The organism is Limisphaera sp. 4302-co, assembly GCF_049537155.1.
Classification (GTDB): Bacteria; Verrucomicrobiota; Verrucomicrobiia; order Limisphaerales; family Limisphaeraceae; genus Limisphaera.
In genome coordinates, this window is the sequence record NZ_JBMVQZ010000001.1 from 353,401 (window position 1) to 370,713 (window position 17,313).

A 17,313-nucleotide genomic window follows, 5' to 3' on the forward strand; every position below is an offset into this window, starting at 1 on the left:
GAAATCCGCTTCCAAAGCCCATGATCGCTTTCCTCCACGGCACCCTTGTGGAAGCCTGGCCCACCCAGGTCCTGGTGGACGTCCACGGGGTAGGTTACGAGGTTTTCGTCCCCCTTTCCACGTATGAGAAGCTCCCGCCCGTGGGACAGCCGGTCCGCCTGCTGACCGAGTTTGTCGTTCGCGAAGACGCCCACAAACTCTACGGTTTCCTGACAGCGGCCGAGCGCGACACCTTCCGGCTCCTCATTCACACCGTGAGCGGCATCGGCCCCAAAATCGCCCTCAACGTCCTGAGCGGACTGAGCGTCACCGCCTTCCGAACCGCAGTCGCCCAAGGCGACGTCCGCGCCCTGGCACGCATCTCCGGCGTCGGGCGAAAAACGGCCGAGCGCATCGTGGTGGAACTCAAAGACAAGTTGGGCGGCACGGTCGTCCCCCTGCCTGCGGCGGGGACCGCTGCCCCACCCGGGACCGACGCCAAATGGCAGGATGCCGTACTGGCCTTGATGGCCCTCGGATACAAAGGAGCCGAGGCCCAACAACGGGTGCGTGAAGTGGGCGCCGCGCTCGGGCCTCAGGCAACTGTCGAAGACCTCGTGCGTGCCGCCCTCAAACGGGGCCTCACCAGCGCATGACAGGCCGCACGCCAGCCCCGTCCGACCGCACCTCCCGCCGGCGCCGCGCCGGCGTGGTGGTCCCGCATCAACCCACCCGGCTCCAGCGTTTGCTGGCGCGGCTGGTCTTCCTCCTGATTCGTGCCGTGGCCCTGACGTTGCGGCGTTCCCTTGTCGACCGCACCGGCTGCCACGACCCGTTGCCTCCCCGGGCCATCTACGCCGTCTGGCACAATCGTCTGGCCCTCTGCCTCGAAGCCTATCGCACCTACGCGCGCCCCCGCTCGGCCGCACGCGGCCTGGCAGCACTGGTCAGCGCGAGTCGCGACGGCGGTTTCCTGGCGGCCGTGTTGGAATGTTACGGTGTCCGGCCCGTCCGCGGCTCCTCCAGTCGCCGCGGCCCGCAGGCACTGCTGGAATTGACCACCTGGGCCGAGCGCGGCTATGACCTGGCCATCACCCCGGACGGCCCGCGCGGTCCCCGCTACGTCGTCCAGGACGGCGTCATCAGCCTCGCCCAGGTCACCGGTCTGCCCATCGTCCCGGCCTCCTACCGCCTCAGCCGGTTTCTCCGGCTCCGATCATGGGACGGGTTCATCGTCCCCCTGCCGTTCGCCCGCTGGGAGGTCATCCTCGGGAAGCCCCTGCACGTGCCGCGCCAGGTCTCGGAAACCGAACGCGAAGAGTTCCGCCGGGAGCTCCAACGCCGCCTTCTCGAAATCACCCAAGACTGATCCCGGGGGCGGCTCAACCCGTCCGGGCCGCGCGGCCGGTTCGCCCGGCCACTTTTGAATAGCATGCCCATCTCGCCGGTCCTAATCTGAGGACCATGTCCGAGAAGTCTCTTCAGGACGTTTCTCGAGAAGTGCGCGAACTTTACGAGCGCGGGTTGGAAGCCCTGCGGCGGGACAATCACGAATACGCCCAAATGCTCCTGACCCAGGTGCTGAACCGGGAACCGGCCTTTCTGGACGCACGCAAGGCCCTTCGCCAGGCCCAACAACGCAAGGCCGCTGCCAAAAGCACGGGCTTTTTCAAACGCATCCTCAGCGGGGCAGCCGCATCGCCGGAACTGGCCCGCGCACGCCTCGCCCTCCGCAGCAATCCCTTGGAGGCCATGCAACTGGCCGAGGAGGCGCTGAACGCCGACCCCAACAACATGACCGCCCACAAGCTGTTCGCTGAAGCAGCCGTCGCCGCCGGCCTTCCGCGAATGGCCCTCCTCTCCTACGAGGTCCTTTTCGCCCACGACCCGCGTGACCGCGAGGTGGCCGTTCAGTACGCCCACGCACTGGCCGATGCCGGCCAGGTCGCCAAAGGAGAACAAGTCCTGGCCGCACTGGTCCGGGTGTACCCGGGCGATCCCGACCTGGCCCAGGAACTGAAAAATCTCTCGGCTCGCCGCACCCTTACGGAAGCGGGGTACGGCGCCCTCGAAACCGGTACCGGATCGTACCGCGACGTCCTCCGCAACGCTGAAGAAGCCAAGGTCCTCGAACAGGAACAAAAAGTCCAAAAATCGGAGGACACCACCGAACGGCTCATCCGCGAGTACGAGGCCCGCCTCGCAAACGAGCCCCAAAACGTGCGCCTGCTCCGCTCCCTCGCAGAGCTCTACACACAGAAACACGACTACGACCGCGCCCTCCAATACTACGAACGGATCCGGGCCACCGAGGCCGGACAGGATCCCAGCCTCGACCGCGCCATCGCCGACACCGTCGTCCGAAAATTCGATCATCAACTGGCCCGGCTCGACCCCGCCGCACCCGACTACGCCGAACGCACGCGCGAAATCGAGGCCGCCAAGCAGGCCTTCCGACTCGAAGAGTGCAAGAAGCGGGTGGAAAAGTATCCCACCGACCTTTCCATCCGGTTCGAATACGGCCAGCTCTTGTTCGAAGCCGGGCGCATCACCGAAGCCATCGCCGAATTCCAGAAGGCCCAGAACAACCCCCACAAACGCATCGCCGCCCTTGCCTACCTGGCCCGCTGCTTCGCCCAACGCAAAATGTATGACCTGGCCGCCCGCACCCTTCAAAACGCCCTGAAGGAGAAAAACGTCTTCGACGACGAAAAAAAGGATCTCCTCTACCAACTGGGATGCGTCCTGGAAGCCATGGGCAGGCGGGACGAGGCCATCGAACCGTTCAAACAGATTTACGAGGTGGACATCAGCTACCGGGACGTCGCCGCCAAGGTGGATGCCTACTACGCAGGACAGTGACCTCCCCGGCCGCGCCGTTCCTTCACCACAGCACCCTCACCAGAGCACCCGCCCCACCACCGCCTCGGATCGTACCGGCCCGTACTCCCGGCTGTCGGCGCTCACCCCCCGATTGTCACCCAGCACGTACACCTCGCCCGGCCCGCACGTCACGCGCGCCCATCGCCGCTGAATCGGATCCGTTCGCGTCCCCTCCGGCAGGTACGGCTCCTCGAGCAGGCGTCCGTTCAAAAACACCCGCCCCCCGCGCAGCTCCACCGTATCCCCCTCAACCGCGATCACCCGCTTCACCACCGGCGTCTGATCCGTGGGATCCCGCAAAACCACGATGTCCCCGCGTTGAATCCCCTGCCAGCGCAACCAGAGCGGGCTGGCCAGATACCAGTGCCGCTCCCGCAACGTCGGCACCATGCTCGCCCCCTCCACACAAATGGATTGCAAAACGTATTGCCGGCAAAGGGCGAAGCTGCCGCCCAGCAACCCCAGCACCATCAACCCCTGAAGCACCACCGACAACACTTCGCCCCGCAGCCGCCGGAGCCCGTGCCTCCCGGCAGCCAACGCTGCAGATCCCGCTCGAGCCGCTCGTGTCGCCAGCATCCCCTGGGTTCGCATTGCCTTCCACCGGCAGCCGCAATCCTCCGGCCCCGGCAAGTCCCACTTTGCCCCACCGCAACCGGCACCCACAATCCGGGGAAGACCCGCACGATGCTCGTCCGTGGCGCTACGGGCCCACCCGGGGTTTCCCCGGGGCCGGCTCCCTGCCTGTTCGACTGCCGGACAGCGCCCATGCCGCCGCAGGTCGAACCCATCCGCCGTTGCATCAACGCCGGTATCCCACCATCCTGACCCCCATGACGAAAGTGAATGCCTTTGCAGCCCTGGCCCCCGGCCGGGATCTTGTTCCATGGTCGTACGACCTGCAGCAACTCCAGCCCGGGGAGGTGCTGGTGCGCGTGCTGGCCTGTGGCATCTGCCACAGCGACGTGCACATGATCGACAATGACTGGGGCATCGCACGTTACCCCCTCGTGCCGGGTCACGAAATCGTGGGTGAAGTGGTCGAGTTGGCACCGGGCGTCACCCACCTCAGTGTGGGGATGCGTGTGGGCATCGGTTGGCAACGGTCCGCCTGCGGCCATTGCGAGGACTGCTTGAGCGGCAATGACAACCTCTGCGACCAGAACCAGGGGGTGATCACCCACGGATACGGCGGGTTCGCTTCCCACGTGGCGGTGGACAGCCGTTACTGCTTTCCCCTCCCCCCTGCCCTGCCCACGGAAGCCGCCGGCCCCCTGCTTTGCGGCGGCATCACCGTCTACTCTGCCCTCCGCGCCGCCGGAATGGGCTCCGGCCTCCGCATCGGCATCATCGGCGTGGGCGGGCTCGGCCACATGGCCATCCAGTTTGCCAGCCGGCTCGGCAACCACGTAACCGCCTTTACCACAACCGAAGCCAAGGCCCGCGAAGCCGCCGACCTCGGCGCACACGAGGCCATCCTCGTCCGGGAGGGTCAACCGGTACAGCGACCCGCCCGCCCCCTGCACATTATCCTGAACACCGCACCGGTCCCGACCCCGGTGGAGCCCTATCTGGACCTGCTCCGCTCCGACGGCGTGCTCTGCTACGTGGGCGCCCCCACCGCGCCACTCTCCGTGCCCCTCTGGCCCCTGCTCGTCAAACGCCGCCGCATCATGGGCAGCCCCATCGGCAGCCGCGCCACCATCTTCGAAATGCTCGACAACGCCGCGCTCTTCGGCGTGTTGCCCAAGGTCGAGACCTTCCCCATGGCCAAGGTCAACGAGGCCCTCGCCAGGGTCCGAAACAACTCCGTGCGCTACCGCGCCGTGTTGCTGGCCTGAACCACGGGCCCCGTCCACCAGGCGGCCACCAGGCGACCCGCAAGTGCCACGGGCGGCACCGACGCAACCAGTCTCACGCCGACTCCAGAATCATGTTGGCGTACTGCACGGTGTCGCCCGTCCGAATCAGGCCAATGGCCGAGGGAACACGCTGCTTGAACTTCACGTGCGGCTCGTACGTCACCGGCAGTCCGGCCAGCGCAGCGGCGAACCGCGCCTGTGTCTCCGCACCATTCTCGCGCCGGAATTCCTCGGCCATCCACACCTGACCGATCTGAAAGTTCGGCCGGATCGCCCGCAACACGTCCAACACGGTGGGAATGTCGTCCACCAGCGATAAATCCACCGTCTCGACCTGCGGCCAGTACGGAAACCCACGATCCGCAATCACCAGGGTGTTCGTGTGCCGCACCCGTGCCAGCAACGAAAGCACGTGCGGATTCAATATCCCCGTCTTGAGCATGCACCCCCTTTAGCACAAGGCCCTCCCCCAAGCACCTCATTTCCGTCCATCGGCCAGCCGCCGACTCAACACTTTTCTAACTCCTCCCAGCCCCAACATGTGTGTCATTATGGCACCAGAGAAGCCACATGTCACAGTTTGACCGCGCATATGTGTCGTTTGGATACAGATGACTAAGTGCGGGAATCTATGCATCATGCTGAAAACAAGCATCTTACGTTTTAGACGTGCAGTGGCATGCTTCCTTCTTTGAGGCGAGTTGGCTGGGCGCCGATGCTTGGGTGAGCATCGGTGAGACGAAAGGCAACCCAGCCGCCCGGAATGACCTTCAAAGTAACAGGCGGCGGTCGTTCCAGGGCGATCCGTCGGCAACCGAGTCCGCCTGTGCGGGGAGTGAGAGTGCCTATGGCTGCTTTGACTCGCTGGAATCCCTTCCGGGAGCTGGAGGAGATGCAACGGCGGATGGCTGCCCTTCTGGATTGGTCGCCCTTCCGCCGCAGCACGCTGACCACGGACGAAGAAACCATCACCGTGCCCGAATGGGCGCCCTTGGTGGATATCATCGAGGATGACAAAGAGTACCTCCTGAAGGTCGAACTGCCGGAGGTCAGTAAGGACGACGTGAAGGTCACCGTGGAGGGCAACACGCTGACCATCTCCGGCGAGCGGAAGGCCGAGAAGGAGGAAAAGAACCGGAAATATCACCGGGTCGAGCGGTTCTATGGGCGGTTCGTCCGGAGCTTCACCATCCCTGAAGACGCGGATCCCGACAACGTCCGCGCCGAGTTCAAGGATGGAGTGCTGAAGGTCCATCTGCCCAAGAGCGAGAAAGCCCGGCCCAAACAGATCGAAGTGAAGGTCAGCTGACCTCCTCCGCTCCCAGGACGGGCGCAAGCAAGGGGCGCCCCGCCACGAGGGCGCCCCTCTTTTCGCCCGGACATCAGGCGTTCATTGCACCGGCTTTCTTGTCTTGTTTCGTTCATGTTGCCACAGTCCCGCGTCGGACCGGCAGGCCGGAGGCGCACGGAACGTTTTCCCCGGGCGTCTGTCGAAGCTTGTAACGGATCAACATCAAAACCGGAGAACGAAGCGATGAAAATGACGGCACGAAAGGTGGCACTGCTTGTCCACACGAGTTTCACTCGACTCGGTTCGGTCCCAACCGTTCCTGGCAAGGGGCGGCCAGGTAGCCGGAGGACGCTGTTGCCGGTGATCCTTGCCGGGCTGTTCCTCTTCGGCATGGCGACCGTGGAAGCCGTCCGGGCGGCGGAATTGCCCAAGTTCAAGGTGGACGATTCCCCGCTGCCGGCCTCGGCCCAACCCAACTTCACCTTCCACCCGGTCGTCGAGAAGGTGGCCCCCAGCGTGGTGAACATCTACAGCACCAAAACGGTGCGCCAACTCCCCATTTGGGGGCCGTTCATGGAAGATCCCTTCTTTCGGCGGTTCTTCGGCATTCCGGATGACCTGCCCCGTGAAAGGCGCGAGCGCAGCCTGGGCTCGGGTGTCATCGTCAGCGAGGACGGTTATATCCTGACCGCCAACCACGTGGTCGAGGGAGCGGATGAAATCCGGGTGGCCTTGCCCGACGGCAAGACCGAGTACGAAGCCAGGATCGTGGGCACCGACCCGCGCACCGATGTGGCGGTCATCAAGGTTGAGGCCCGCAATCTGCCTGCCATCACCATCGCCGACAGTGACAAACTCCGCGTGGGCGACGTGGTCCTGGCAATCGGCAACCCCTTCGGCGTGGGCCAGACGGTGACCATGGGAATTGTCAGCGCGAAGTCCCGTTCCGGCCTGGGCCTGGACTACGAGGACTTCATCCAGACCGACGCCCCCATCAATCCCGGCAACTCCGGCGGCGCCTTGGTGGACGTGGCAGGCCGGCTCGTGGGGATCAACACGGCCATCATCAGCCGATCGGGTGGAAACCTCGGCATCGGCTTTGCCATCCCTTCCAACCTCGCACGCTACGTCATGGAACGGCTCATCGAGGACGGCAAGGTCACACGTGGCTATCTGGGCGTTTACATCCAGCCCATTACGCCCGAACTGGCCCGGCAGTTCGACCTGAAAGACACCTCCGGTGCGCTCGTGGCAGACGTGATCGACGGCTCCCCCGCTGAGGATGCCGGGCTCAAGGCCGGCGACGTCATCCTCGAGTTCGACGGGCGCAAGGTCCAGGACGACCGGCACCTCCGCTTGATGGCGGCCCAGACCCGACCGAGCACCGAGGTCCGTTTGCGCATCCTCCGCGATGGCCGCGAAATGAGCCTGCGGGTGAAGCTGGGTGAAATGCCGCAGGAAGGCGGTCTGGCCCGCGCCGGCCGGGGCGGCCTGCGGCGGGGTCCACAAGCCGATCCGCTGGACGGGGTGGTGGTGGATGATCTGACGCCCCGCAATCGCCAGATGTTCGGCATCCCTCCGCACGTACGCGGCGCCCTGGTGGTGGAGGTGGATCCCGAATCACCCGCGGCACAACAGGGTCTGCAGCCCGGTGATGTCATCCTGGAGATCAACCGGCGTCGCGTGACCAACGCGGACGAGGCCGTCCGCGAGAGTGAAAGAATCCGCGAATCCACGGTACTGCTGCGCGTTTGGAGCGGCGGCGCCAGTCGGTACCTCGTCATTGACGCAAACCGCCGGCGCTAGGAAGCTGACGCTGTCGGCCCGCCTGAGGTGCGGGGCGGGCGCTCCAAAGCGCCCGCCCCCGGGCCGCAGGACAACCCAACAGGCATGAAGCAGGATCCGTCCAAAATCAAACTCCCAGGCTCGTTCGGCCCGCAGGGGCGGTTCATCCTCTTCTACCTCATTGCCACCCTGCTGGTCCTGTGGGGGTGGCAGGAGTGGTTCGACCACTGGACGGTTCGCACGATCCCGTACAGCCAGTTCAAGCGTCATCTCCGAGCCGGGGAGGTGCGGGAGGTCGAGGTGCGCGAAACAGAGATCATGGGGCGCATCGTGCCTTCCGGCCCCGCGCCTGCCGAGGCATCCTCGGATCCCTCCGACTCCTCCCGGAGCAAGGACGCAGCGGCCAACGCCGCCTCCGGGGTGCCCGCGGAGCCGGCCCGTCCGTTCCTCTTCCGCTCGGTGCGAGTGGAAGATCCCGATCTGGTGAAGGAACTCGAGGCGGCGGGTGTGGAATTCACGGGCGTTCGTCCCGGCCTGATGAGTCAGTTGGTATGGGGATGGCTGCTGCCGATCGGGTTGATGGTCCTGCTCTTTTCCCTGCTGAACCGGCGCCTGAGTGCGGCGGGCGAACAGGTGCTTGGCATCGGCCGCAGCCGCGCGCGGCTCATCCTCGACAAGAACACCGGCGTCACCTTTGCCGATGTGGCCGGTTGTGAGGAGGCCAAGCAGGAACTCAAGGAGGTGGTGGATTTCCTCAGGAACCCCGCGGCGTATCAAGAGCTGGGCGCGCGCATTCCCAAGGGCGTGCTCCTGGTGGGCCCGCCCGGCACGGGCAAAACCCTGCTGGCCCGGGCCGTGGCCGGTGAGGCCGGAGTGCCGTTCTTCTCCATCAGCGGCGCCGACTTCGTGGAGATGTTCGTCGGCGTGGGCGCCGCGCGGGTGCGCGACCTGTTCAAACAGGCCAAAGAACATGCCCCCTGCATCATCTTCATCGACGAAATCGATGCCATTGGCCGGCAACGCGGCGTGCATCTGGGCCCGGCCAATGACGAGCGCGAGCAGACCCTCAACGCCCTCCTGGTCGAAATGGACGGGTTCGAAGCCAACACCGGCGTGATCATTCTCGCCGCCACCAACCGGCCCGAGATCCTGGATCGTGCATTGCTTCGACCCGGCCGCTTCGATCGCCAGGTGGTGGTGGATGCACCGGATCTGGATGGACGGGAGGCCATCCTGAAGGTGCACGCCCGCAACAAAAAACTGGCCGCCGATGTGGACCTTCGTCGTGTGGCCGCCGCCACGGCCGGTTTTTCAGGGGCGGACCTGGCCAACGTCCTGAACGAAGCCGCGCTGTTGGCGGCCCGTCGCCAGGCCCGGGAGATCACGCAGGCGGATGTCGAAGCCGCCATTGAAAAGGTCGTGGCCGGGCCCGAGCGCCGCTCCAGGCGTCTGCAAGCCGAGGAAAAGAAGCGCGTCGCCTACCACGAAGTGGGCCACGCCCTGGTGGCCGCCTACTGTGCGCACGCCGACCCGGTCCACAAGATCAGCATCGTCCCGCGGGGTCGGGCCGCCCTCGGCTACACGCTGCAGCTGCCCCAGGAAGATCAGTATCTCCTGACCCGCAGCGAGCTGTTCGACCGCATCAAATGTTTGCTGGGCGGCCGGGCAGCCGAGGAGGTCGTGTTCGGCGAGGTTTCCACCGGCGCACAGAACGATCTGGAACGCGCCACCGCACTGGCACGCCACATGGTGGCGGTCTACGGCATGAGCGAACGCATCGGCCTTGTCCATTGCGCCCAGCGCACACCGCTGTTCCTGCAGGGGGCCGACGGAGGATTCCAGCGGGATTGCTCCGAACAAACGGCCCGGGAGATTGACGAAGAGGTCCGGGCCATTCTCGACCGCGCGTACGATGAGGCTCGCCGCATCTTGAACGAGCATCGCGACCAGCTCGAGGCCGTCACGGCCGAACTGTTGGCGCGGGAGACCCTTGAAGGGGACGAGTTCTACCGCCTGGTCGGCAAATCCCGGCCGCAGGCCAAGGAACCTGTGCCCACCCTGCCGCCGCCCGGCCCCTTGGCCCTGTCGGCCTCCCAATCGGCGACCCGTGCCCCGGCTGCCGCCGCGGCGCCTCCGGCCGTGCAGCCGCCGCAATCTCAACCCACAACCGGATTTGCACCATGAGCACTCACGAACAATGGCAGGTCAGATTGAACCAGGTCGCAGGCGATCTCTACCAGCTCAGCGTGGTGCACATGGAATCGCGCCGCGTCTGGCACCCGGCGATCAATGCCTTCCGCCTGTCCGACCGGTACCTCGTCTGCGTGGAACTGGCCGGGATGCAGAAGGAGCAAATCGCCGTCCGCGTGGAGCCGCAACGGCTGATCATCGAGGGGAACCGCGCCTCGCCGGAGCCGCGTTGCGCCTCGGGCGACCCGGCCCCACAGGTCCTGGCCATGGAGATCGACTACGGCCCGTTCGAACGGATCCTGCGCCTGCCCGAGCCCATCCGAACCGACCAGGTCACCGCACGGTACCGGGAAGGGCTTTTGTGGATCGAACTGCCCCTGGCCCGTCCGGCCTCGCCCGGACTCACAGTGGAGCTGACACCATGAAAGGACTGCTGGAATTCATCCCCGACCCTTTGTGTTTGGAAGAATCAGGCAGCCCGATCAGCCCGGGCGGTGCGGGTGCCGAAAGCAGGGCCGGATCCGGTGAGGGGGAAATCGCCATCCCCGACACGCTGCCCATCCTGCCGGTCCGCAACACGGTGCTGTTCCCGGGCTTGGTGGCCCCGCTGACCATCGGGCGGCCCTCCTCGCGCAAATTGCTGGAAGAATCCCTCCCGCAGAGCAAGATCATCGGCATCTTCGCCCAGAAAGACGCGGCCACGGAGGAACCCGGACCGGACGACATCCACCACGTGGGCGTGGCCGCCCGGGTGCTCAAACTGCTCCGTCAGGCCGATGACACCCTGATCATCGTCGTGCAGGCACTGGAACGGGTCGCCTTCGTCCGCGCCCTGGTTGTCGCGCCGTTCATGCGTGCCGAGGTGCGGGTGTTGACACCCCTTCCCCCACCCTCCGACGACCTCGAGTTCACCGCCACGGTGGAGGAACTGCGGGAGACCGCGCTCAAACTGGTCGAACTGACGCTCGATCCGCCCGACCAGGCCGCCTCGGTCATCCGGAACTTGAAGGACCCGGGCCAACTGGCCGACTTCATGGCCGGCAGCCTGAACCTCCCGGTCGAGCAGAAGCAGCCCCTGTTGGAGGAGCTCGACGTGGCCAAACGCGTGCGTGCCGTCCTCAAGCACGTGGCGGCACAGCTCGAAATCGCGCGCATCCAGCAAAAAATCCAGAAGGATGTCTCCTCCGCCATCAGCGATCAGCAGCGCCGGGCGTTCCTGCGCGAACAGGTCCGCGCCATCCAGAAGGAGCTGGGTGAGGAGGACGGCGGCGTCGAACAGCAAATCGAGGAACTCCGGCAGCGGCTCCAACAGGCCGGCCCGCCGGAGGCCGTCATGCAACAGGCCGAACGCGAACTGCGGCGGCTGCAGCACCTGCACCCGGCCAGCCCCGAATACGCCGTCGTCGTCTCCTACCTCGAGACGCTGGCCGAACTGCCGTGGAACAAACTGACGGAGGACAATCTCGACCTGGACCGCGCGCAGAAGATCCTGGACCGCGATCATTTCGACCTCGAGAAGGTGAAACGTCGCCTCATCGAGTACCTCGCGGTCCGCAAACTCAATCCCCGGGGGCACGGCCCCATCCTGTGCTTCTGCGGCCCGCCGGGAGTGGGCAAGACCAGCCTCGGCCAGTCCATCGCCGATGCCCTGGGCCGAAAATTCGCCCGGGTCAGCCTCGGCGGCGTCCATGACGAGGCCGAGATCCGCGGCCACCGGCGCACCTACATCGGTTCCATGCCCGGTCGCATCATCCAGGAGATCCGCCGGGCCGGATCCCGCAATCCGGTGCTCATGCTGGACGAAATCGACAAGCTGGGCACCGATTTCCGCGGCGATCCCGCCAGCGCCCTGCTCGAGGTGCTCGATCCCCGGCAAAACCATGCCTTTGTGGATCATTACCTCGACGTGCCGTTCGACCTTTCCCAGGTGATGTTCATCTGCACCGCCAACGTGATGGACACCGTCCCGGCACCGCTGCGGGATCGGATGGAGGTCATCGAACTGCACGGTTACACGGACCGCGAAAAACTCGAGATTGCCCGCCGGTACCTCGTCAAACGCCAGCTGCAGGAACACGGCCTCAAGAACGGCCAGTGCCGGTTCACCCAGGCGGCGTTGCGCCGGATCATTCACGACTACACCCGCGAGGCCGGCGTGCGCGAACTCGAACGCCAGATCGCAGCCGTTTGCCGCCACGTGGCCGCACGCGTGGCACGGGGGGAAATCACACGTTTCACCGTCACGCCCGGGGAGGTCGAGGCCATCCTGGGCCCGCCGCGATACATCCACGAAACCCGACTGACCACCGGCCGGCCGGGCGTGGTCACAGGTCTGGCCTGGACACCCACCGGTGGCGAGATCCTGCACATCGAGGCCCTCGCCTACCCCGGCAAGGGCAACATCCTGCTGACCGGCCAGATCGGCGATGTGATGCGCGAGAGTGCACAGGCCGCCCTCAGCCTGGTCAAAAGCCGGGCCAGGGAGCTGGGCATCCCGGAAGACGCCTTCAAGGACATGGACCTTCACATCCATGTGCCGGCCGGCGCGGTTCCCAAGGACGGACCCTCGGCCGGTATCGCGATGTTTTGCGCCATCGCCTCCTTGTTCACCCGCCGGCCCGTCCGACCCGACATCGCCATGACCGGCGAAATCACATTGCGGGGCGTGGTGCTGCCGATCGGCGGCCTCAAGGAAAAGAGCCTGGCCGCCCTCCGGGCCGGCATCCGCACCGTCATCATCCCCAAACATAACGAGAAAGACCTCGTGGAGTTGCCCCCGGAGGTCAGACGCCAGATCCGATTTCATCCCATCGAAACCGTGGACGAGGTGGTCGCGCTGGCCTTCCAAACGGCCCGGCGCACCCGCAAACCCGGAGCAAAACGGACCCGGCGCCGCGTGTCGGCGGCTTCGCAACCCGCCGCCGTGCCGGCGCAGACCCTTCAACATCTGAAACGCTGACTTTGTGCCATGGACCTGAATCAATTCACTGAAAAATCCCAGCAGGCACTGCTGGAAGCCCAGAACATTGCCGTCCGACACCAGCACCAGGCGGTGGATGCCGAGCATCTGCTGCTGGCGTTGCTGGAACAGGAAGGCGGCCTGATCCCGCGGCTTTTCGAACGAGCCCGCGTCAATCCCGAGCTCATCAAGGCCAGGGTCGAGGAGGAACTGGCCCGCCTGCCGCGGGTCTCCGGCAGCGATGTGACCCAGCAGGGCATCTACATCACGCAGCGTTTGAACCGCCTGTTGGTCACCGCCCGCGACCACGCCCGCCGCATGAAGGACGAGTATGTCTCGGTGGAACATCTCGTCCTGGCCATGTTCGACGAGCCCGCCGGCACCGGCATCGGCAAAATCTTCAAAAACCTGGGCCTGACCCGGGAGGATTTTCTCAAGGCCCTCACCGAGGTTCGCGGCAACCAGCGCGTCACCAGTGCCAATCCCGAAGCCACCTACGAGGCGCTCGAGAAGTACGGGCGCGACCTCACCCGGCTGGCCGCGCAGAACAAGCTCGACCCGGTCATCGGCCGCGACGCCGAGATCCGGCGCTGCATCCAGATCCTCTCCCGCCGGACCAAGAACAACCCGGTCCTGATCGGTGAACCCGGCGTCGGCAAGACCGCCATCGTCGAGGGACTGGCCCAGCGCATCGTCTCCGGCGATGTCCCCGACAGCCTGCGCGACAAGCGGATCATCGCCCTCGACCTCGGGGCGCTGATCGCCGGCGCCAAATACCGCGGCGAATTCGAGGAACGACTCAAGGCCGTGCTCCAGGAGATCGCCCGGGCCCAGGGGCAGATCATCCTCTTCATCGACGAGATCCACACCATGGTGGGCGCAGGCAAGGCCGAGGGCGCCATGGACGCCGGCAACATGCTCAAACCGATGCTCGCCCGGGGCGAGTTGCACTGCATCGGCGCCACCACCCTTGACGAATACCGCAAATACATCGAGAAGGATGCCGCACTCGAACGCCGGTTCCAACCGGTCCTGGTGGACGAACCGAGCGTGGAGGACACCATCTCCATCCTCCGCGGCCTGCGCGAACGCTACGAACTCCATCACAAGGTCCGCATCCAGGACGCCGCCCTCGTCGCCGCCGCCCACCTCTCGCACCGCTACATCACCGACCGCTTTTTACCCGACAAGGCCATTGACCTGGTGGACGAGGCGGCCGCCAAGCTCCGCACCGAGATGGAGTCCATGCCCGAGGAGCTCGAACAGCTCGAACGGCGCATCACCCAGCTCGAGATCGAGCGCGAGGCGCTCCGCAAGGAGAAGGATGAAGCCAGCCGGGAACGACTCCAAAACCTCGAGAAGGAGCTGGCCAACTTGCAGGCCCAACGCGATGAACTGCGCGCACAGTGGCAGAAGGAAAAGCAACTGGTGGACGACATCCAGAAACTCCGCGAAGCCCTCGAACTGGCGCGCAACGAAATGGAAAAAGCGCGCCGCGAACATGACCTGGGCCGCGTGGCCGAATACCAGTACGGGAAAATCCCCGCCCTGGAAAAACAGCTCCGTGAACTCGAGGCCAGGGCCGATGCCGTCAGCAAATCCGGCCAGCGCCTCCTCCGCGAGGAGGTCACCCCGGATGAAATCGCCGAGGTCGTCTCACGCTGGACCGGCATCCCGGTGGCCCGCCTGCTGGAAAGCGAAAAGGAGAAGCTCCTCCGGCTCGATCAGATCCTCCACCGCCGGGTCATCGGCCAGGACGAGGCCGTCCAAGCCGTGGCGGATGCCGTCATCCGGGCCCGCAGCGGCCTCAAGGATCCCAAACGCCCCATCGGCTCGTTCATCTTCCTCGGGCCCACCGGCGTCGGGAAGACCGAGCTGGCCCGTGCGCTGGCCGAGGCGCTGTTCGACAGCGAGGACAACATGATCCGCATTGACATGAGCGAGTACATGGAAAAACACGCCGTGGCCCGCCTCATCGGTGCCCCGCCGGGTTATGTCGGCTACGAGGAAGGCGGCCAGCTCACCGAGGCCGTCCGCCGCAAACCGTATTCCGTGGTCCTCTTCGACGAGATCGAAAAGGCGCACCCGGACGTCTTCAACGTGCTGCTCCAGATCCTCGACGACGGCCGCCTGACAGACAGTCACGGCCGAACCGTGGACTTCAAAAACACCATCATCATCATGACCAGCAACATCGGCAGCCCGTACCTGATCGAAAACGCCAGTGAGACCGGCGAAATCGCCGAGGGCGTCCGCCGCAAGGTCATGGCGGAACTGCGCGCCCATTTCCGTCCCGAATTCCTCAACCGCGTGGACGAAATCGTCCTCTTCAAACCTCTGACGCTGTCCGAAATCAAGCGGATCGTCGAACTCCAGCTCGAGCTGCTCCGCCAGCGACTGGCCGAGCGGCACATCCGCCTCGAACTCACCGAAGCCGCCCGCGAACACATCGCCCGGGCCGGTTACGATCCCGTCTACGGCGCGCGCCCGCTCAAGCGCTATCTGCAGCGGCACATCGAGACCGTGCTGGCGCGCAAGGTCCTGGCAGGCGAGGTCACCGACCACAGCCTGGTCACCGTGGACTGCAAAAACGGCGAGCTCACCTTCGAATCACGTGCCCTGGCCGCCTGAGCGCCGCGCCCGGCGCCCCCATTGTCGTCTCCCCGGCCGCCCGACCGACGTCCGTTGTCGGGCGGCCCTTTTATCTCCCACGGCATCGCAACCCAAAGTTTTCTGACTGGCCGTGTCAGCCCGAATCTGCTTCCCTGCCGGGACCGGGGTCTCGACCATGAAAACGCTGTTGTTTGCCGTGCTCGCCCTCGCCCTCACCGGTCTCCCTGTCCCCGGCTCCGGATCGACCGGGCTCCCTTCAGCCCTGGCTGAACCTCGTCCGGCCACGCCCAACCACAAGATCCCCGTCATCCTGGACACCGACATCGGCGACGACATTGACGACACCTGGGCTCTGGGACTGCTCCTCCAATGTCCCGAGCTGGACGTAAAGCTCGTGTTGACCGACTACGGCCGGCCTTCGTACCGCGGCCGGCTGGCCGCCAAGCTGCTTCAATCCATGCGAAGGGCCGACGTCCCCATCGGCCTCGGCATAGAGGTCCCGCAAGTGGGTGGCGTCGCATCCCAGGCAGCCTGGCTGGGGGATTATGACCTTGCTTCCTACCCCGGCCCGGTCCACACCAACGGCATCCGCGCATTGATCGACACCATCCTGGGCTCGCCCGAGCCGGTGACCCTTATCGCAATTGGGCCGGTGCCGAATCTCGCCGCCGCCCTGGAACAGGAGCCGCGGATCGCCCGCCGCGCACGTTTCGTGGGCATGCAGGGCAGTGTCCGTCGCGGTTACGGCGGGAAAGACCAGCCGGACGCCGAGTGGAACGTCCGCTGTGATCCTGCCGCCTTTCAAAAAGTCCTCGCCGGCCCCTGGCCCATCACCCTCACTCCACTCGATACGTGCGGCCTCGTGCAACTCGATGGCCCCCTCTTCCGGCGCTTCCGTACCAGTCCCGGGGCCGTGCCGCGGGTCATTTGGGAAAATTACCGTGTCTGGGCCGCGCACCGCCCGGAACTGGCACCCCCGGACATCGAACAACGCTCCTCCACCCTCTTCGATTGCGTGGCCATCTACCTGGCGATCGCCACCGACTTTTGTGAAATGGAAACCCTCCCGCTGGAGGTCACCCCCGACGGTTTCACCCGCGTGCGCGCCGGCGCCCGCACCGTCCGGGCTGCGACGGCGTGGAAGGACCTGGAGGCCTTCAAACGGTGGATGGTCGAAAGACTCACCCACACGGCATCTCCCGCGCGTTGACCGACCCCTGCCGATTGCAGCAGCCCCGCTGAAGACGCGTCCGCAAGGCCCGTCTTGCAGCGGCCCCCGTAGCTGCCCCCGGCTCCTCCCGCCGCAGCGCCACTCCCACCCGCCGGCCCAGGATGAAAAACGAGGGCGGCAGGCCTGAATGGGGCTTTCCGGCCTGCCGCCCTGTTCCCACAGGGACGTCGAGCAAATTTCCCCGTGTCCTCACCGGACCAGCCGCCGTTCGCTTGCGGCCGTTTGGTTTTGATTTGCAGCGGCCGGCGCCGATGCCCTTCGGGACACTGGGAACCTCGCCCGACTCGGTTGGTTGAGGACAAATCCAGTGGCAAAGAACAGCTTTACAGAGCTATCCCCAAGCCTTCGCCCGGGCGAGCGTCCGGCCCGGGGGCTGGGCCGGACGCTCCTCTCGATCAGGCCGCTCTGCTGACCCCGCGCTGCTTCACAAACCGGGTCTTCCACAGCCGGGCTCCGTCATCGGCAACGCCGTCCCGGCCAGCCCGGCCAGTATGCGCCTTGTTTAGCCTGCGCGACCTGG

13 protein-coding genes are annotated in these 17,313 nt (G+C 65.6%); 11 read left to right on the forward strand and 2 right to left on the reverse strand.

The features are described from left to right. Window positions 1-20: 20 nt before the first annotated feature. The 3 genes from ruvA (at window position 21) to ACPDIX_RS01290 (ending at window position 2,841) form a co-directional block, all read left to right on the forward strand. Entirely contained in the window at window positions 21-635 is a 615-nt protein-coding gene (gene ruvA, locus ACPDIX_RS01280) for a Holliday junction branch migration protein RuvA (RefSeq protein ID WP_423429958.1), read from the forward strand. Then, the gene (locus ACPDIX_RS01285) at window positions 632-1,348 is read left to right on the forward strand and encodes a lysophospholipid acyltransferase family protein (protein ID WP_423429959.1); all 717 of its coding nucleotides are present in this window, start codon (window positions 632-634) and stop codon (window positions 1,346-1,348) included. The genes ruvA and ACPDIX_RS01285 overlap by 4 nt, the downstream gene beginning before the upstream one ends. 95 nt (window positions 1,349-1,443) lie before the next feature. Then, complete coding sequence (locus ACPDIX_RS01290) at window positions 1,444-2,841, forward strand: tetratricopeptide repeat protein (protein WP_423429960.1); 1,398 nt, start codon at window positions 1,444-1,446, stop codon at window positions 2,839-2,841. Between the two features lie 36 nt (window positions 2,842-2,877). On the opposite strand, the gene lepB is transcribed toward ACPDIX_RS01290, so the two are convergent. Next, complete coding sequence (gene lepB, locus ACPDIX_RS01295) at window positions 2,878-3,441, reverse strand: signal peptidase I (protein ID WP_423429961.1); 564 nt, start codon at window positions 3,439-3,441, stop codon at window positions 2,878-2,880. A gap of 254 nt (window positions 3,442-3,695) precedes the next feature. Here lepB and ACPDIX_RS01300 point away from each other — a divergent pair, with 254 nt between their 5' ends. Beyond that, window positions 3,696-4,703 carry an NAD(P)-dependent alcohol dehydrogenase gene (locus ACPDIX_RS01300; protein WP_423429962.1) on the forward strand — a complete coding sequence of 336 codons (1,008 nt, stop codon included), beginning with the start codon at window positions 3,696-3,698 and terminating at the stop codon, window positions 4,701-4,703. A gap of 73 nt (window positions 4,704-4,776) precedes the next feature. Here ACPDIX_RS01300 and ACPDIX_RS01305 read toward each other — a convergent pair whose 3' ends face one another. Further along, window positions 4,777-5,166 carry an RbsD/FucU domain-containing protein gene (locus ACPDIX_RS01305; RefSeq protein WP_423429963.1) on the reverse strand — a complete coding sequence of 130 codons (390 nt, stop codon included), beginning with the start codon at window positions 5,164-5,166 and terminating at the stop codon, window positions 4,777-4,779. Window positions 5,167-5,571: 405 nt separating this feature from the next. Between ACPDIX_RS01305 and ACPDIX_RS01310 the strand changes: the two genes are divergently transcribed. From ACPDIX_RS01310 to ACPDIX_RS01340, 7 genes are all read left to right on the forward strand, one after another. Further along, a complete protein-coding gene (locus ACPDIX_RS01310; protein ID WP_423429964.1) occupies window positions 5,572-6,033 on the forward strand; it encodes an Hsp20/alpha crystallin family protein in 462 nt (153 codons plus the stop codon). Window positions 6,034-6,375: 342 nt separating this feature from the next. Beyond that, on the forward strand, window positions 6,376-7,821 hold the full coding sequence (locus ACPDIX_RS01315; protein WP_423430170.1) for a DegQ family serine endoprotease: 1,446 nt from the start codon (window positions 6,376-6,378) through the stop codon (window positions 7,819-7,821). Between the two features lie 84 nt (window positions 7,822-7,905). Beyond that, window positions 7,906-9,984, forward strand: a complete 2,079-nt coding sequence (gene ftsH / locus ACPDIX_RS01320; RefSeq protein ID WP_423429965.1) for an ATP-dependent zinc metalloprotease FtsH — start codon at window positions 7,906-7,908, stop codon at window positions 9,982-9,984. After that, window positions 9,981-10,415 (forward strand): Hsp20/alpha crystallin family protein, encoded by a 435-nt coding sequence (locus tag ACPDIX_RS01325; RefSeq protein ID WP_423429966.1) that lies wholly within the window; start codon window positions 9,981-9,983, stop codon window positions 10,413-10,415. Before ftsH ends, ACPDIX_RS01325 begins: the two co-directional genes overlap by 4 nt. Beyond that, window positions 10,412-12,949: an endopeptidase La gene (gene lon, locus ACPDIX_RS01330; RefSeq protein WP_423429967.1), complete on the forward strand. Its 2,538-nt coding sequence runs from the start codon at window positions 10,412-10,414 to the stop codon at window positions 12,947-12,949. The genes ACPDIX_RS01325 and lon overlap by 4 nt, the downstream gene beginning before the upstream one ends. Window positions 12,950-12,958: 9 nt before the next feature. Further along, complete coding sequence (gene clpB / locus ACPDIX_RS01335; protein ID WP_423429968.1) at window positions 12,959-15,580, forward strand: ATP-dependent chaperone ClpB; 2,622 nt, start codon at window positions 12,959-12,961, stop codon at window positions 15,578-15,580. A 157-nt stretch (window positions 15,581-15,737) separates the two neighbouring features. Beyond that, a complete protein-coding gene (locus ACPDIX_RS01340; RefSeq protein ID WP_423429969.1) occupies window positions 15,738-16,772 on the forward strand; it encodes a nucleoside hydrolase in 1,035 nt (344 codons plus the stop codon). Window positions 16,773-17,313: the final 541 nt, after the last annotated feature.

Coding starts and splice junctions, on each gene's coding strand:
- ruvA (WP_423429958.1), top strand. CDS start 21: ATGATCGCTTTCCTCCACGGCACCCTTGTGGAAGCCTGGCCCACCCAG.
- ACPDIX_RS01285 (WP_423429959.1), top strand. CDS start 632: ATGACAGGCCGCACGCCAGCCCCGTCCGACCGCACCTCCCGCCGGCGC.
- ACPDIX_RS01290 (WP_423429960.1), top strand. CDS start 1,444: ATGTCCGAGAAGTCTCTTCAGGACGTTTCTCGAGAAGTGCGCGAACTT.
- lepB (WP_423429961.1), bottom strand. CDS start 3,441: ATGCTGGCGACACGAGCGGCTCGAGCGGGATCTGCAGCGTTGGCTGCC.
- ACPDIX_RS01300 (WP_423429962.1), top strand. CDS start 3,696: ATGACGAAAGTGAATGCCTTTGCAGCCCTGGCCCCCGGCCGGGATCTT.
- ACPDIX_RS01305 (WP_423429963.1), bottom strand. CDS start 5,166: ATGCTCAAGACGGGGATATTGAATCCGCACGTGCTTTCGTTGCTGGCA.
- ACPDIX_RS01310 (WP_423429964.1), top strand. CDS start 5,572: ATGGCTGCTTTGACTCGCTGGAATCCCTTCCGGGAGCTGGAGGAGATG.
- ftsH (WP_423429965.1), top strand. CDS start 7,906: ATGAAGCAGGATCCGTCCAAAATCAAACTCCCAGGCTCGTTCGGCCCG.
- ACPDIX_RS01325 (WP_423429966.1), top strand. CDS start 9,981: ATGAGCACTCACGAACAATGGCAGGTCAGATTGAACCAGGTCGCAGGC.
- lon (WP_423429967.1), top strand. CDS start 10,412: ATGAAAGGACTGCTGGAATTCATCCCCGACCCTTTGTGTTTGGAAGAA.
- clpB (WP_423429968.1), top strand. CDS start 12,959: ATGGACCTGAATCAATTCACTGAAAAATCCCAGCAGGCACTGCTGGAA.
- ACPDIX_RS01340 (WP_423429969.1), top strand. CDS start 15,738: ATGAAAACGCTGTTGTTTGCCGTGCTCGCCCTCGCCCTCACCGGTCTC.